The following is a 17,077-nucleotide window of genomic DNA, read 5'->3' on the forward strand; positions in this document are numbered from 1 at the left end:
CTCGCATCCCAGGGCATAAGCGACTCCATAAACGGGTTCTTATGCCTTAGTTGTAAGTGTCTACCATGTCCCCGAACAAGTGTTCACTATGTCCCCGGACCGTACAGGGGAGAGGGGCTGGGGGTGAGGGGATTACTTCTTCTGGTCTTTCTTTGGCCAGTCGTCGTCGTCATCCCACTTATCGTTAAAATCACGATGAGGCGGAAGATCCGGCTTGTTGGCGAGGAATTTTTTATGGTCAACGCGCTTAAGATCTTTAATCACGTTAAGCAATACGCCTACCAGAAACACTAACACCAGAATCCACCAGTACTTTGCAAGCCAATCCATTCGCTATTCCTCTCAGAGCGCTCGTCAGGCGACGATTTGCTCCATAATACGTTGATACATACGGGCCAGCAGTTGTAAATCCGCGGCATTTACACACTCATTGATTTTATGAATGGTCGCGTTCACTGGCCCCAGTTCGACAACCTGAGCTCCCATGCGGGCGATAAAGCGTCCGTCTGAGGTGCCACCCGTCGTCAGCAGTTGTGGCTTAATTTCATTATAGTGCTCGATGGCGTTCACCACCGCATCCACCAGTTTGCCACGCTGTGTCAGGAACGGCTGGCCGGAAAGCCACCAGTCCACGGTGTAACGCAGTTGATATTTTTCCAGCAGGGCGATAACGCGCGCTTTGATCATCTCATCGGTCAGTTCCGTGCTGAAACGGAAGTTAAACTGAACGAAACAATCGCCCGGGATCACGTTGTTGCTGCCGGTTCCTGCCTTCACGTTCGCAATCTGCATGCTGGTTGGCGGGAAGAACTCATTGCCTTTGTCCCACTCAATGCTCACCAGTTCACTCAGCATCGGCGCTGCGCGGTGAACTGGGTTATCGGCCAGATGCGGGTACGCCACGTGTCCCTGTACGCCGTGAATGGTCAGGTTACAGGTTAACGAACCGCGGCGGCCATTTTTCACCACATCGCCCACCACCTCGGTGCTGGACGGCTCGCCGACCAGACAGTAGTCCAGACGCTCGTTGCGGGCCATCAGGGCCTCAACAACCTTGACGGTGCCGTTATGGGCGCTGGCTTCTTCATCAGAGGTAATGAGAAACGCGAGACGGTTTTTATGGTTCGGGTGCTGGGCGACAAAGCGCTCAGCCGCCACAACCATTGCCGCCAGGGAACCTTTCATGTCTGCGGCACCGCGGCCAAAGAGCATGCCATCGCGGATGGTTGGTTCAAATGGAGGGTTGATCCAGCGGTCCGCATCACCTGCGGGAACCACGTCGGTATGCCCGGCAAAGGCCAGCGTTTCGCCCTGGCCACGCCACGCCCAGAAATTCTGGGTGTCGCCAAAATCCATCCGCTCCACGGTAAAACCGATGGCACGCAGGCGCTCAATCATTAATGCCTGACAACCTGCGTCGTCCGGGCTAAGGGAAGGACGGCGAATAAGCTGCTGAGTCAGCTCAATGACCGGGCATGACATAAACTACACCTCAACGAAAAAAGTCGGAATAAAGGGTTTCACTGAAACCCAGCAGCATAGGCTGCCCGGGCGCGCAGAGCAATGGGCGTTTGATGATTGCTGGCATTTCAAGCATCAGATTTGCTGCGCTGTTGGCATCCTTGATGCTGGCACGCAATGATTCGTCCAGCTTGCGCCAGGTTGTGCCGCGGGTGTTCAGCAGCGCGTCCCACCCCAGTTCGTTAATGGCGGTATGCAGAAATTCTGCATCAAGCCCATCGGCACGGTAATCGTGGAAGCGGTACTCGACGTTGTTAGCTTCGAGCCAGCGACGGGCTTTTTTGATCGTGTCACAATTTTTAATGCCGTACATGACAACCATGTTGAATCCTTTTGTTCTTATGACCATTAAATGTTCAGTAAATTCGAAGATATATCCTTAATCGGAATATAACACATTCAGAAACGCTCTGGATTAACACCTCTCTTTAATTCAACTCACACCTGTACGCTGAATATTCTTTCATCATTTAAGCATAGATGTCCATCAGGTATAAATTGCCTGTAAACTCAGCGGGTAAAATAAAACTCACCCGTGCGTAGGGTTATTTCAAAATATTGCTGGCCGTCACACAAAATTTAAGGTTCTCCGTTCATATTTATCATAAATCCAGCGCGCAGACGGGGTACAATCACAGCAATCGGTTAAATTGTCTTCACAATGATGATACGTTTTCGTAGAATGCGCATAATAATAAGAGAGGTTGTTATGATTGAACGTGAACTGGGGAACTGGAAAGATTTTATCGAAGGCATGCTTCGTAAATGACATTCAGTAAGAATTGCAAGAGCACTTAAATAAGTAAAATAACCATAGTGTGAATTAATCACACAGTAAAAAGGCGGCCTACTGAGCCGCCTTTTTTATTTTCACTATCTTATTCAGGCCGTTCCTTGAGCGGGAAGCGGCGACGTACCAGCACGAAGAACAGCGGCACAAAATAAATGGCCAGGATCGTGGCTGAAATCATTCCTCCCATGACGCCTGTACCTACCGCATGCTGGCTGCTGGAGCCTGCACCTGAGCTGGTTGCCATCGGTAACACCCCGAAGACAAACGCCAGCGAGGTCATCAGGATTGGACGTAAGCGCTGACGGCAGGCATGCAGCGTGGACGCCATCAGCTCATGGCCTTTCGCATTCATCTCATTGGCAAACTCAACAATCAGGATGGCGTTTTTCGCCGACAACCCAATCACGGTGAGCAGCCCCACCTGAAAGTAAACGTCGTTCTCCAGACCGCGCATCCAGGTGGCGAGCAGCGCGCCGATCACGCCAAGCGGTACCACCAGCATGACCGAGAACGGGACTGACCAGCTTTCATACAGCGCCGCAAGACAGAGGAAGACCACCAGCAGCGAAAGCGCGTAAAGCGCGGGAGCCTGCGCCCCGGAGAGCCGCTCCTGATAAGACATGGCCGTCCACTGCAGACCAAAGCCAGCGGGCAACTGTTGCACCAGCTTTTCCATGGTGTCCATCGCCGTACCGGTGCTGACGCCCGGCGCGGCTTCACCGACGATCTCAACGGCGGAATAGCCGTTATAGCGCTCCAGACGCGGAGAACCGCTCTCCCAGTGCGAGGAGGCGAAGGCGGAGAACGGCACCATGCCGCCCGCATTGTTGCGGACATACCAGCGGTTAATATCGTCCGGCAGCATGCGGTATGGCGCGGCGGATTGCACATACACTTTTTTAACGCGACCGCGATCCATAAAGTCATTCACATAGCTTGAACCCCACGCCGTTTGCAGGGTGTCGTTAATATCGTCGATGGAAACGCCCAGCGCCTGCGCCTTACGCTGATCAATATCCACCTGCAGCTGCGGGCTGTCATCCAGACCGTTGTGACGGACGCGGGTCAGACCCGGATCTTTACCGGCCAGCTCTAACAGCTTGTCGCGCGCCGCCATCAGCGCCGTGTGGCCCGCACCGGCATGGTCCTGCAACTCCATGTCAAACCCGGCAGAACTGCCGAGACCGCTGATAGCCGGTGGGCTGCTGGCAAAAACGCGCGCCTCTTTGATACGGGAGAAGGCTTTGGTCGCGCGTTCGATAATGGCAAACGAGGTGCCCGTTTTCGTATCGCGTGCGTCCCAGTCTTTCAGGCGCACAAACATACGTGCAACGTTCTGCCCGTTCCCGCCCGGGCCGGAGCCGACGGTGGAGAAGACCGACACCACGTTATCTTTCTCTTTGGTAAAGAAGTACTGCTCCACCTTCTGAACTACCTTCAGCGTTTGCTGCTGCGTTGACCCGCTCGGGAGCTGCACTGAAGTGATGAACATCCCCCGGTCTTCCTGCGGCAGGAACGAAGTCGGCAGATGCAGGAACAGCCATACCATACCGCCCAACAGCACAACATAAATCATCATCCAGCGCAGGCTGCGGTGCAGCACCTTGCCCACGGCGGTTTCATAACGCGCGGCACTGCGGTTGAACATGCGGTTAAACCAGCCAAAGAAGCCCTTCTGACCGTGCTGTTCCCCTTTATGTAGCGGCTTGAGGAGGGTGGCGCAGAGGGCAGGCGTGAGGATCAGCGCCACCAGCACCGAGAGCACCATTGCGGAGACGATGGTGATTGAAAACTGACGATAAATGGCGCCGGTTGTGCCGCCGAAAAACGCCATCGGGATAAAGACCGCCGAGAGCACCATCGCGATGCCAACTAACGCCCCCTGAATTTGTCCCATCGATTTACGTGTGGCCTGGCGCGGGGAAAGCCCTTCCTCGCTCATGATGCGCTCGACGTTTTCGACCACCACGATGGCATCGTCCACCAGCAGGCCAATCGCCAGCACCATTGCAAACATCGTCAGGGTGTTAATGCTGTAACCAAACGCGTAAAGCACCGCGAAGGTACCCAGCAGCACCACCGGAACGGCAATGGTCGGGATCAGCGTTGCGCGGAAGTTTTGCAGGAACAGGTACATGACCAGGAAGACCAGCGCGATCGCTTCCAGCAGCGTTTTCACCACATCTTCAATAGAGGCTTTAACGAAGGAGGTGGTTTCGTAGGCGACTTTATATTCCAGCCCGTGGGGAAAATAGTGCGACAGCTCATCCAGACGATCCAGCACCAGCTGCGCGGTGGCCATTTCATTGGCCCCGGAGGCCAGTTTTACCCCCAGACCGGAGGCCGGGTTACCGTTAAAGCGGCTGAGATAATCATATTTCTCTGCCCCCATTTCTACCGTGGCGACATCGCCCAGGCGGACCTCTGAACCATCCTGATTTACGCGCAGGGTAATGTTGCGAAACTGCTCCGGGGTCTGAAGCAGCGACTGTGAGTTAATGGTGGCATTCAACGCTTGTTTATCGACAGAGGGCGTTCCCCCCAGTTGTCCCACCGCAATCTGGGCGTTCTGGGATTTAATGGCATCCGTCACGTCGGTTGCCGTCATCTGGAAGCTGTTCAGCTTATTCGGATCAAGCCAGATACGCATTGAATACTGAGAGCCGTAAGCATCGATATCACCGACGCCGTTAATACGGCTGAGGGGATCCTGAATATTACTGGCGACGTAGTCCGCAATGTCCTGCTTATCCATGGAACCGTCGGTAGAGACAAACGCAATAGTCAGGATGTTGGTGTCACCGGTTTTACGTACGGTAACCCCCTGATTCTGCACCGCCTGAGGCAGTTTACGCATCGCCGACTGCAGCTGGTTTTGCACCTGCTGTACGGCTTCGTCTGGATCCGTACCGGCGGTAAAGCTCAGGGTGACGGTCGCCTGGCCCGTGGCGCTACTCTGCGAGGACATGTACATCAGGTTATCCAGACCCGTCATGTTCTGCTCGATAACCTGCGTGACGGTATTTTCCAGCGTTTGTGCTGAAGCTCCGGGGTAGTTTGCCGTGACGCGCACGTTTGGTGGTGCCAGGTCGGGATATTGCTCAACAGGAAGTGAAGTAATGGCCAGGACACCTGTCAGACACAACAGAATGGCAAGTACCCAGGCAAAAATGGGGCGATCGATAAAAAAATTCGCCATGAAAATGAGACCTCGTTTTGCTGCACGTCATTATTGTTTATTGCCCGCATCACTTTAGCGGCAAGACGAAGACCAAACGTGGAGAAATAAAGGAGATAGTGTAAATTATCATGCACTTTTCTCTGCGCTTCACCTTTTACCGTTATTTACCTCCCGGCACCGTTTGTCGGGAAGATCACGCTCACCAGCGTCCCCCCGTTTTGCGGCTGGGAAAAGTGCAGCGTTCCGCCGAGTCGCGCCGCCCGTTCGCGCATAATATTCAGCCCGTAATGTCCCGGCGGCTCGCTGGCTTCGCCAATCCCGATACCGTTATCGCGAATGCTGACGCTGTGGGTGCCGTCAGCAGACGTCACGCAGCTGACGGTTATCTCGCTGGCCTGGGCGTGCTTCATCGCATTCAACACCGCTTCACGCACGATCTGCAGCAAATGCACCTGTTTCTGGGCATCCAGCGCCAGCGAGGAGAGGCGGCAGTCGAGGTGCAGCTTTGCCTGCGTCTGGCTCTGTAACCCGTCCAGTGACTCCTGTAGGGCCGCGGGCAGATTGGCGTGGTTAAGCGTCAGGCGGAAGGTGGTAAGCAGCTCGCGCAATTGATGCCAGGCGTTGTTAAGCTCGCGGGAAAAGTCGGTGATAATGGTCTGCGCCGGGGCATTCTCCTGCGGGATAGCGCGTTTCAGCAGCGCCAGCTGAATACGTAAATACGACAGTACCTGCGCCAGGGAATCGTGCAGCTCGCGGGCGATCGTCGCGCGCTCTTCCATCAGCAGCAACTGCTGGTAGTGCTTTTGCGCCTGGTTGAAATACAGTCCGCGTCCGAGCATTGTCGCCACGCTTTCCATCAGCGGCAGAGGAACGTGGCCCGTCTCGCTTTGCCAGCGTAATTCCCCGTACAGGGTATCCTGCATCAGCACGGGCAGCGTTTGGACAGGGCTCCCGTTTGATTCGATACCCTCACTGAGCCGCCAGTCGTCGCTGGTGCGCAACTCCAGGTAGTTCATCTGCGTGTACTCATGCACTATCTGCAAAATATGCCGGAAACAGTGGCTGTCTATCTGGCCGGTATTCAGTGCCTGAGAGCATTTAAACAGCATCTCGAGTTGCTGATGCGCCTCATTCAGATGCTGCGTCTTTTCCGCTACGGAGTGTTCAAGCGAGCGATACAGTGTATGCAGCTCGGCAGACATGTGGTTGAACGCCCGGGAAAGTTGGCCCAGTTCGTTTGGCAGCGCGGTATCCGGTGCAGGCGTATCGAATTGCCCCCGCTCAATGCGCTCGCTGGCCGCCACCAGATTATTCAGCGGTAACACCACCTGGCGGCGGATGCGTCGCAGGGTAAAGATCGTCAGGATCAGGATGCCCATCCCGCCCGCCAGGGAGATCAGAATCACCGCCCGGATTTTATGTTCGGTGTAGTGCTGAAGGGCGAGCACAAAGGCGTCAATCCGGCCGACAAAGTCTTCAATGTGGGCCTGATACCACCCGATATCGCCGCGAGCGATGTGGTTGTCCATCTCCTGCCATGCCAGATGCAGTTGCTGATAGCGCGCCTTAACATCGTCCGGCACGTACCAGCGGCTCAGCTTCTGTAGCGCAGGGGCGCTCAGCGTCTGCTGCCAGCTCTCGCGATGCGCCGCCAGGGCGTCGCTGTTGCGTTGCATCTCATAGCCCAGACGGTAGCTCTGCATTCGCAGGGAACCGGCAATATTGATGGCTTCTGCATCCCGCTGGCTGCTGGCAAGCGTGAACAGTGCGACGGTGCTGGTCAGAACGGACAGCACGATAATGGAAATGAAAGCCCGGGCCAGGCTTCCGGAAACGGGTCGTTTAACGGTCACAGAACAGCTTCCTGAAAAAAATTGATCTGCCACAGGTTCACTGGAGATAGTTCGGCTTCCTGGGCATTTGTACATTGCCTGATAGCGCCGCCGTGGGTAAATACAATATTCCTATAAAGAATAAGGTTATTGAACCAAAAACAGGTGTCGTTATGAATCGTTTTATTATGGCCAACAGCCAGCAGTGTATAGGGTGCCGTGCCTGCGAAGTGGCCTGCGTGATGGCGCACAACGATGAACAACACGTGCTGAGCGAACGCCATTTTCATCCCCGCATCACTGTCCTGAAATCTGGCGCGAAGAGCACGCCTGTAACCTGCCACCATTGCGAAAATGCGCCCTGCGCGCAGAGCTGCCCTAACGGGGCCATCAGCAAATGCGATGACAGCGTACAGGTGAATCAACAAAAATGCATTGGCTGTAAAGCCTGCGTGGTTGCCTGTCCGTTCGGCACGATGGAGATCGTTGTTACGCCTCTCGAAAAGGACAACGTAAAAGCCTCGGCGCATAAATGCGATCTTTGCCACACGCGCCCACAGGGCCCGGCCTGCATCGAAAATTGTCCGGCACAGGTGCTTACCCTGGCGACGCCCGCCGTACTGAATAACCTGGCGAAAACCCGCCGCCAGCGCACCGCCCGTCAGGAGGCGCAGCTCTGGCACGGCGAGGCGGTAAGGCCAGACCTGCCGCACACCCGCCTTGAGCAGATGAGAAACACACCGCGACGCGGGGAGCCGGATAAACTCGCCGCGAGTGCACGCGTCAGCCATTTTCAGGAGATCTACCTGCCGTTTTGGGCAGAGCAGGCCGCGCGTGAGGCATCGCGCTGCCTGAAGTGCGGCGAACACAGCATTTGTGAATGGACCTGTCCGTTGCACAACCATATCCCCCAGTGGATTGAACGCGTTAAAGCGGGGGATATCGCCGGGGCGGTTGAGCTTTCACACCAGACCAACTGTTTACCTGAAATTACCGGCCGCGTCTGCCCGCAGGACCGATTATGTGAAGGCGCCTGCACCGTGCGTGATATCTCGGGCGCGGTGACCATTGGCAACATCGAGCGCTATATCTCTGACCAGGCGCTGGCGATGGGTTGGAAGCCGGATCTGAGCGGCGTGACGCCGGTTGATAAACGTGTGGCGGTGATCGGCGCGGGGCCTGCGGGGCTTGCCTGTGCCGACGTGCTGGCGCGCAGCGGCGTGCGCGTCACGGTCTATGACCGGCACCCGGAGATTGGCGGCTTGCTGACGGTTGGTATCCCGGCCTTTAAGCTCGATAAATCGCTGCTCGCACGGCGCAGGGAGATATTCACGGCCATGGGGATCCAGTTCGTTCTGAACTGCGACGTCGGACAGGATGTGCCGCTGTCACAGCTGCAACGCGAATACGATGCACTGTTTATTGGTGTGGGAACCTATCGTTCCATGAAAGCGGGTATCGCACATGAAGATGCGCCCGGCGTCTATGACGCGTTACCTTTCCTGGTGGCAAACACCCGCCACGTGATGGGGCTTGAGGCAACAACCAAAGAGCCATTTATCGATACCCGGGGGCTGAACGTGGTGGTGCTCGGCGGGGGCGATACCGCCATGGACTGTGTCCGCACCGCGTTACGTCACGGTGCGGCGAAGGTAACCTGCGCCTACCGCCGGGATGAAGCCAATATGCCGGGCTCGAAAAAAGAGGTGAAGAATGCGAAGGAAGAGGGCGCCGCGTTTGAGTTTAACGTTCAGCCCGTGGAGTTAACTCTGGCACCTGACGGACAGGTCAACGGCATTCGCATGCTGCGTACCGAACTCGGCGAACCGGATGCTCAGGGCCGTCGTCGGCCGGTACCGATAGCGGGGAGCGAATTTGTGCTGCCTGCGGATGCGGTGATCATGGCATTTGGTTTCAATCCACACGAGATGCCGTGGCTGCAGGCGCAGGGCGTGGAGACGGATAGCTGGGGACGAATTATCGCCTCGGTGGAGAGCCGCTATCGCTATCAGACCTCTAACCCGCAAATTTTCGCAGGCGGTGACGCCGTACGCGGCGCAGATTTAGTGGTCACCGCCATGGCGGAAGGGCGACATGCTGCGCAGGGTATCCTCGACTGGCTGGGCGTCAGCGCGTTAAAAACGCATTAAATCGGGTGGGCGACAAAGCGGGGTTCACGGCGTAATATAGGCAGACTCATTGTGTCGTGGAGCCCGTATGACCCTGAAAATTGACGTTATCAAAGACAAAATCCTTTCTGATAATTACTTTGTCCTGCGTAACATCACCTATGATTTAACGCGTAATAACGGGGACGTGATCCGCCACAAACGTGAGGTTTACGACCGCGGCAATGGGGCAACCATTCTGCTTTATAACCGTGAAAAGCAGAGCGTGGTGCTGATCCGCCAGTTCAGGGTGGCGACGTGGGTCAATGGCAATCCGGACGGACGGCTGATTGAAACCTGCGCAGGTCTGCTGGATGACGATGAGCCGGAAGTGTGTATCCGCAAAGAAGCCATCGAGGAGACGGGCTTTGAAGTGGGTGAGGTTAAAAAAGTTTTCGAACTGTTTATGTCACCCGGCGGCGTGACGGAAATCGTCCATTTCTTTATTGCCGAATACAGCGATGCGCATCGTATCCATCAGGGCGGTGGGGTGGAAGATGAAGATATCGAGGTGCTGGAGATACCGTTTGTCCAGGCGCTGGCGATGATCCGTTCCGGGGAAATTAAAGATGGTAAAGCTGTAATATTACTGCAGTATTTACAAACAACCGGGCTGATGGATCCCTCTTTCGAACGGATGTAGTTTGTTTTTCGGATAAATCTATCCGATAAATCCGATTGAGCAACCCCGGCGGGAACACGAAGATACTGCCCAGTTAAGCGTTTTCGTTCCGGGATTGTGCCATTCATGCGCTACTGCGTTTTTATTTTTTTCCTGATTTGTGTGCTCCCCGCACCGCGGGTGTGGGCTGCGCCTGCACAGCAATCATTCTCAGACTGGCAGGTGACCTGCAATAACCAGAATTTTTGCCTGGCACGCAACACCGGTGAACACCGTGGTCTGGTGATGACGCTTAGCCGCAGCGCTGGCGCGAAAACCGATGCCTCGTTACGTATTGATCTCGGCGGTCTTTCAGACCCGTCTGTCAAAGAGCCTGCAATTGCGCCGCGCCTGCTGCTTGATGGGGTGCCCGTGACGCTGGAGCGCCAGCACTGGCAGTTAACGCCGTGGCATCTGAAAACGGACGATGCTGCGACCATCACTGCATTTCTTAAGCATATCCAGGAAGGGAAAGCGCTAACCCTGCGTGATGGCAAGCAGGCGATCTCCCTCAGTGGCCTGAAAGCGGCGCTGTTGTTTATCGATGCGCAGCAAAAGCGCGTCGGCAGTGAAACCGCCTGGATTAAAAAAGGTGACGATCCGCCGTTAAGCGTGCCGCCCGCACCGGCCCTGAAAAAGGTGGCGGTTGTGAATCCCACCCCGACACCGCTCTCCCACAGCGAACTGAACGATCTGCTGGATTATGGTACCTGGCGGATGAATAACAGCCAGTGCTCGCTCGACCCCAACCGTCGGGAAGTGCGCGTCACTGCGCTTACCGATGACAAAGCGCTGCTGATCGTCAGTTGCGAAGCGGGGGCGTATAACACCGTCGATCTGGCCTGGCTGGTATCACGTAAAAAACCGTTTTCTTCCCGTAGCGTCAGGCTGCGTCTGCCGTTTACGCCGTCCAGCGGCAGCAGTGAAATGGAGTTAATGAACGCTCGCTTTGATGAGAAAACGCGTGAGTTGACCACCCTGGCGTTAGGGCGGGGGATTGCCGACTGCGGTATCCAGACGCGCTGGCGCTTTGACGGCCAGCGCTTCCGTCTGGTGCGTTATGCCGAGGAGCCCAGCTGCGATAACTGGAATGGGCCAGATGCCTGGCCCACGTTGTGGATCACACGCTAGTTTTGCCCGGTAAGCGTAGCGTCACCGGGCACGCAGGCCGCACTAAAGCACGCTTAACGCCTTCTCAACGACGTTCTCAACGGTAAAACCGAAATACGGGAACAGCTTGTCGGCCGGCGCCGATTCACCGTATCCCCGCATGCCGACAATGGCCCCTTTCAGCCCGACATATTTGTACCAGTAGTCGGCAATGCCCGCCTCAACTGCCACGCGGGCCGTCACGCTGGATGGCAGGACCGATTCACGATACGCCTCATCCTGCGCGTCAAAGATGTCGGTTGAAGGCAGGGAAACCACGCGCACCGCGTGACCTTCGGCAGTCAACTTCTCCGCCGCTTTGACGGTAATCTCCACCTCGGAACCGGTGGCAATCAGGATCACATCCGGCTTGCCGCCGCTGTCCTTCAGAATGTAACCGCCACGGGCAATGTCTTTCACCTGCTCCGGCGTGCGTTCAATCTGCGCCAGGTTCTGACGTGACAGGATCAGCGCCGTCGGTCCGTTATGGCGCTCTACTGCCAGCTTCCAGCCCACCGCGGCCTCGACCTGATCGCAGGGACGCCAGGTGCTGAAGTTTGGCGTCAGGCGCAGGCTCGCCAGCTGTTCAACGGCCTGGTGGGTTGGCCCGTCTTCCCCAAGCCCGATGGAGTCATGGGTGTAAACCATAATCTGCCGCGCTTTCATCAGAGCCGCCATGCGTGCGGCGTTACGGGCGTATTCCACAAACATCAGGAAGGTGGCGGTGTAGGGGACAAATCCGCCGTGATGAGCGATACCGTTGGCAATGGCGGTCATGCCGAACTCGCGTACGCCATAGTGAATATAGTTTCCGGCGATATCCTCTTTCAGCGATGTCGAGCCAGACCAGATGGTCAGGTTGCTGGGGGCCAGATCCGCCGAGCCGCCCAGCAGCTCAGGCAGGATTGGGCCAATCGCATTCAGGGTGTTTTGCGACGCCTTACGGGTGGCGATTTTGGCCGGGTTAGATTGCAGGTTTTCAATCAGCGCCTGGGTTTTCTCTTCCCAGTCCTCCGGTAGCCCTCCGCTCATGCGGCGGGTGAATTCGGCCGCCAGCTCCGGGTAGGCCTTTTTGTAGGCGGCAAATTTCTCGTTCCAGGCGTGCTGGGCCTTTTCACCCTCTTCACGGGCATCCCATGCGCGGTAAATCTCTTTCGGAATTTCGAACGGCGGATATTTCCAGCCCAGTTTCTGCCGGGTCAGCGCCACTTCCTCATCACCCAGCGCCGCACCGTGCGCCTCTTCTTTACCTGCTTTGTTCGGCGAACCAAAGCCGATAACCGTGCGGCAAATAATCAGCGACGGTTTGTCCTTCACGCTTTGCGCTTCCTGAATCGCTTTTTTCACCGCCTCGGGATCGTGGCCGTCAATTTCATGCACCACATGCCAGTGGTAGGCCTCAAACCGTTTTGCCGTGTCGTCGGTAAACCAGCCCTCGGTTTCACCGTCTATGGAGATGCCGTTGTGGTCATAGAAGCCAATCAGCTTGCCCAGCCCCAGCGTGCCCGCGAGCGAACAGACCTCATGGGAGATCCCCTCCATCAGACAGCCGTCACCCATAAAGACATAAGTGTAGTGATCGACGATGTCATGCCCCGGCTGGTTAAACTGCGCACCCAGCGTGCGTTCCGCGATGGCTAGCCCAACGGCGTTGGCTAAACCCTGTCCCAGCGGCCCGGTGGTGGTTTCCACCCCAGGCGTATAGCCGATCTCCGGGTGGCCGGGGGTTTTCGAATGCAACTGGCGGAAGTTTTTCAACTCTTCGAGCGGCAGATCGTAGCCGGACAAATGCAGCAGGCTGTAGAGCAGCATCGACGCGTGGCCGTTAGAGAGAATAAAACGGTCGCGATCGTACCAGGTGGGGTCGTTAGGGTTGTGCTTCAGGAAGTCATTCCACAACACTTCGGCAATATCTGCCATGCCCATTGGTGCGCCAGGGTGGCCGGAATTGGCTTTTTGCACGGCATCCATGCTGAGGGCGCGAATGGCATTGGCTAACTCTTTACGGGACATAGTTCACTCCGTGGCAAGGTTAAAGTTTGGCGGCGAGAAGATCTTCAAGTTTGCGCTGGTCGACGGCGAACTGGCGGATGCCGTCCGCCAGTTTTTCCACGGCCATTGGGTCCTGATTGTGCTCCCAGCGGAATTCCGCTTCGGTCATGGCTTTCGGTTTGGGCAGTACGGTAGAGGTCGGCACCAGTTTACGGATCACCGTCTCTTCTTTGTCCTGCAGCTTTTTCAGCAGGTCAGGGGAGATGGTCAGGCGGTCACACCCTGCCAGCGCCAGGATCTGCTCGGTGCGGCGGAAGCTGGCCCCCATTACGATGGTTTCGTAGCGGTGCTGCTTGTAATAGTCGTAGATATTACGTACCGACTTCACGCCCGGGTCTTCTTCTACCACGTACGGATCCATCGGCTGTTTTGCCTGATACCAGTCGTAGATGCGCCCGACGAACGGTGAGATCAGGAATACGCCCGCTTCGGCACAGGCGCGCGCCTGCGCAAACGAGAACAGCAGCGTCAGGTTGCAGTGGATCCCCTCTTTTTCCAGCACTTCCGCCGCGCGGATGCCTTCCCAGGTGGAGGCGAGCTTAATCAGAATGCGTGATTTGTCGATCCCCTGCTCCTGGTAGAGTTCGACGAGGCGGCGGGCTTTATTGATGCTCTTCTCTTTATCGAAGGAGAGGCGGGCATCGACTTCGGTGGAGACGCGCCCCGGGATGCTTTTCAGAATTTCCGCACCGAAATTAACCGCCAGCTTGTCACTGGCTTCGGCAACCTGTTGTTCCTGGGTTTTGCCGCGCTGTTTGCCATAGGCAATGGCGTCATCAATCAGATGACTAAAATGGGAAAGCCCTGCCGCTTTGAGCAGCAGCGACGGGTTGGTGGTTGCGTCTTCAGGCTGGTAGTGCCGAATCGACTCGATATCGCCGCTGTCTGCAACCACGGTAGTGAATTGTTTGATGCCGTCAAGTTGGTTCATAAGTCATGACTCCTTGAAAATAAAAGCGTTAGACGAGTGCGTTAGTTCACACTTCTGGAAAAATCATGATGGACTTAACAAAAAAGCATAGCAGACGGGGGAGGCATTGCTTTTGAGACGGGTAACATGGCTGTTATAAATTGATAACAATTTTTAATGTGTGATGGTGAGAGTTTGGCAGCCTTCAAAGTTTATGCGGCAGCCTGCGGCGATACTATCTGACCGATACGTAAAAGGAATAACAAGATGGACGATCAGTTAAAACAGAGTGCCCTCGATTTTCACGAGTTTCCTGTCCCGGGTAAAATTCAGGTCTCCCCGACAAAACCGCTGGCAACCCAGCGCGACCTGGCGCTGGCCTACTCGCCGGGCGTGGCGGCACCGTGTCTCGAAATTGAAAAAGATCCGCTGGCCGCTTACAAATATACCGCGCGCGGCAATCTGGTCGCCGTGATCTCTAACGGTACGGCGGTGCTGGGCCTGGGCAACATTGGTGCGCTGGCCGGTAAGCCTGTGATGGAAGGAAAGGGCGTTCTGTTCAAGAAATTCGCCGGTATCGACGTGTTTGATATCGAAGTGGACGAACACGATCCCGATAAATTCATCAACGTCGTGGCGGCGCTGGAGCCGACCTTTGGCGGTATTAACCTCGAAGACATCAAAGCGCCGGAATGTTTCTACATTGAGCAGAAACTGCGTGAACGTATGAACATTCCCGTGTTCCATGATGACCAGCACGGGACGGCGATTATCAGCACCGCCGCCATTCTTAACGGCCTGCGCGTGGTGGAGAAAAATCTTTCTGACGTGCGCATGGTAGTTTCCGGCGCGGGGGCGGCGGCCATTGCCTGTATGAACCTGCTGGTGGCGCTCGGGATGCAGAAACACAACATTGTGGTCTGCGACTCCAAAGGCGTGATCTACAAAGACCGCGAACCGAACATGGCGGAAACCAAAGCAGCCTACGCGGTGGACGACGACGGCAAGCGTACGCTTGAGGATGTCATTGACGGCGCGGATATCTTCCTGGGCTGTTCAGGCCCGAAAGTGCTGACCCAGGAGATGGTGAAGAAGATGGCGCGTGCGCCAATGATTCTGGCGCTGGCGAACCCCGAGCCGGAAATCCTGCCGCCGCTGGCGAAAGCGGTGCGTGAAGATGCCATCATCTGTACCGGTCGCTCCGACTACCCGAACCAGGTAAACAACGTGCTCTGCTTCCCGTTCATCTTCCGTGGGGCGCTGGACGTAGGCGCGACGGCCATTAACGAAGAGATGAAGCTCGCGGCGGTGCACGCCATTGCGGAACTGGCACACGCCGAGCAGAGCGAAGTGGTGGCTTCAGCCTATGGCGATCAGGATCTGAGCTTTGGCCCGGACTACATCATTCCAAAACCGTTCGACCCGCGTCTGATTGTCAAAATCGCGCCAGCGGTTGCGAAAGCGGCGATGGACTCTGGCGTGGCGACGCGCCCGATAACCGATTTCGATGCTTACGTGGATAAGCTCACCGAGTTTGTTTACAAAACTAACCTGTTTATGAAGCCGATTTTCTCTCAGGCTCGTGCCGACGCGAAGCGGGTGGTGCTGGCGGAAGGGGAAGAGGCGCGCGTGCTCCATGCCACGCAGGAGCTGATCACCTTAGGGCTGGCGAAGCCGATCCTGATTGGCCGCCCGAGCGTTATCGAGATGCGTATCCAGAAGCTGGGCCTGCAGATCAAACCGGGTGTTGATTTTGAGATCGTCAACAATGAATCCGACCCGCGCTTTAAAGAGTACTGGAGCGAATACTACGCGATCATGAAACGTCGCGGGATCACTCAGGAGCAGGCGCAGCGGGCGGTGATCAGCAACACCACGGTGATTGGCGCAATCATGGTTCATCGCGGCGAGGCGGATGCGCTGATCTGCGGCACCATCGGTGATTACCACGAGCATTTCAGCGTGGTGCAGGAGATCTTCGGCTATCGTGAAGGTGTGCACACGGCCGGTGCGATGAACGCGCTGCTGCTGCCAAGCGGTAACACCTTTATCGCCGATACCTACGTCAACGACGATCCAACTCCGGACGAGCTGGCGGAGATCACCGTGATGGCGGCTGAAACCGTGCGTCGCTTTGGTATCGAACCGAAGGTGGCGCTGCTGTCGCACTCTAACTTCGGCTCCTCTAAATCTGCGGCGGCCTGCAAAATGCGACAGACGCTGGAGCTGGTTCGCGAGCGCGCACCGGAGCTGATGATTGACGGCGAGATGCACGGCGACGCCGCGCTGGTGGAGAGCATCCGCAATGAACGTATGCCAGACAGCCCGCTGAAAGGCTCAGCGAATATCCTGATTATGCCAAACGTGGAAGCGGCGCGTATCAGCTACAACCTGCTGCGCGTCTCGAGCTCTGAAGGGGTGACCGTGGGGCCGGTGCTGATGGGTGTGGCAAAACCGGTGCATGTGTTAACGCCAATTGCCTCTGTACGCCGTATCGTGAATATGGTGGCGCTGGCGGTGGTTGAGGCGCAGACGCAGCCGCTGTAATTAACCCCACCCCTCACCCTAACCCTCTCCCCATAGGGGAGAGGGGACTGCTCCGAGCCATCTTTTCACCCTCGCCCCTTTGGGGTGTACAGTCCGGGGACATGGTTGACAGGTGTTCGGGGACATGGTGAACACTTTTTAACATCCTTTACCCACGGTGATCGACTTTTTCTTCAGGTCGATCACCCCCACTTTTGTGCTGTACCACCACACCTCGTAGCGGCCGTCTTCCTGCATCTCCTTCAGCCCGACCCGTTCTCCCC

At 56.3% G+C, this 17,077-nt stretch carries 12 protein-coding genes and 1 pseudogene; 5 read left to right on the forward strand and 8 right to left on the reverse strand.

The window, feature by feature from the left end:
• Positions 1–132: 132 nt before the first annotated feature.
• Genes ACOTX3_RS24605 through ACOTX3_RS24615 form a run of 3 tightly spaced genes read right to left on the reverse strand, consistent with a single transcriptional unit; the run spans position 133 to position 1,843 of the window.
• Positions 133–330, reverse strand: a complete 198-nt coding sequence (locus ACOTX3_RS24605) for a YpfN family protein (protein ID WP_013098222.1) — start codon at positions 328–330, stop codon at positions 133–135.
• A gap of 24 nt (positions 331–354) precedes the next feature.
• The gene (dapE, locus tag ACOTX3_RS24610; protein ID WP_013098221.1) at positions 355–1,482 is read right to left on the reverse strand and encodes a succinyl-diaminopimelate desuccinylase; all 1,128 of its coding nucleotides are present in this window, start codon (positions 1,480–1,482) and stop codon (positions 355–357) included.
• Between the two features lie 10 nt (positions 1,483–1,492).
• Positions 1,493–1,843: an ArsC family reductase gene (locus tag ACOTX3_RS24615; RefSeq protein ID WP_020689972.1), complete on the reverse strand. Its 351-nt coding sequence runs from the start codon at positions 1,841–1,843 to the stop codon at positions 1,493–1,495.
• Positions 1,844–2,230: 387 nt separating this feature from the next.
• Here ACOTX3_RS24615 and ypfM point away from each other — a divergent pair, with 387 nt between their 5' ends.
• Positions 2,231–2,290 carry a protein YpfM gene (gene ypfM, locus ACOTX3_RS24620; RefSeq protein ID WP_015572204.1) on the forward strand — a complete coding sequence of 20 codons (60 nt, stop codon included), beginning with the start codon at positions 2,231–2,233 and terminating at the stop codon, positions 2,288–2,290.
• Positions 2,291–2,399: 109 nt separating this feature from the next.
• Here the strand turns inward: ypfM and acrD are convergent, their stop codons facing one another.
• A complete protein-coding gene (acrD, locus tag ACOTX3_RS24625; protein WP_029882269.1) occupies positions 2,400–5,513 on the reverse strand; it encodes a multidrug efflux RND transporter permease AcrD in 3,114 nt (1,037 codons plus the stop codon).
• Positions 5,514–5,659: 146 nt separating this feature from the next.
• Positions 5,660–7,348 (reverse strand): nitrate/nitrite two-component system sensor histidine kinase NarQ, encoded by a 1,689-nt coding sequence (gene narQ / locus ACOTX3_RS24630; RefSeq protein WP_058679511.1) that lies wholly within the window; start codon positions 7,346–7,348, stop codon positions 5,660–5,662.
• 152 nt (positions 7,349–7,500) lie between these two features.
• On the opposite strand from narQ, the gene aegA reads away from it, so the two are divergent.
• From aegA to ACOTX3_RS24645, 3 genes are all read left to right on the forward strand, one after another.
• On the forward strand, positions 7,501–9,477 hold the full coding sequence (aegA, locus tag ACOTX3_RS24635) for a formate-dependent uric acid utilization protein AegA (protein WP_127869180.1): 1,977 nt from the start codon (positions 7,501–7,503) through the stop codon (positions 9,475–9,477).
• Positions 9,478–9,544: 67 nt separating this feature from the next.
• The gene (gene nudK / locus ACOTX3_RS24640; protein ID WP_023620399.1) at positions 9,545–10,138 is read left to right on the forward strand and encodes a GDP-mannose pyrophosphatase NudK; all 594 of its coding nucleotides are present in this window, start codon (positions 9,545–9,547) and stop codon (positions 10,136–10,138) included.
• 105 nt (positions 10,139–10,243) lie between these two features.
• Positions 10,244–11,287: a DUF1176 domain-containing protein gene (locus tag ACOTX3_RS24645; protein WP_020689967.1), complete on the forward strand. Its 1,044-nt coding sequence runs from the start codon at positions 10,244–10,246 to the stop codon at positions 11,285–11,287.
• A 42-nt stretch (positions 11,288–11,329) separates the two neighbouring features.
• On the opposite strand, the gene tkt is transcribed toward ACOTX3_RS24645, so the two are convergent.
• The gene (gene tkt / locus ACOTX3_RS24650) at positions 11,330–13,318 is read right to left on the reverse strand and encodes a transketolase (protein ID WP_013098214.1); all 1,989 of its coding nucleotides are present in this window, start codon (positions 13,316–13,318) and stop codon (positions 11,330–11,332) included.
• A gap of 19 nt (positions 13,319–13,337) precedes the next feature.
• Entirely contained in the window at positions 13,338–14,288 is a 951-nt protein-coding gene (gene tal / locus ACOTX3_RS24655; protein WP_013098213.1) for a transaldolase, read from the reverse strand.
• A 246-nt stretch (positions 14,289–14,534) separates the two neighbouring features.
• Here tal and maeB point away from each other — a divergent pair, with 246 nt between their 5' ends.
• On the forward strand, positions 14,535–16,814 hold the full coding sequence (maeB, locus tag ACOTX3_RS24660; RefSeq protein WP_058679513.1) for an NADP-dependent oxaloacetate-decarboxylating malate dehydrogenase: 2,280 nt from the start codon (positions 14,535–14,537) through the stop codon (positions 16,812–16,814).
• A 138-nt stretch (positions 16,815–16,952) separates the two neighbouring features.
• Here the strand turns inward: maeB and ACOTX3_RS24665 are convergent.
• Positions 16,953–17,077, reverse strand: a pseudogene (locus ACOTX3_RS24665) (IS481 family transposase); the annotation flags it as partial.

Source organism: Enterobacter cloacae complex sp. IR5384, assembly GCF_049237265.1.
Taxonomy (GTDB): domain Bacteria; phylum Pseudomonadota; class Gammaproteobacteria; order Enterobacterales; family Enterobacteriaceae; genus Enterobacter; species Enterobacter cloacae.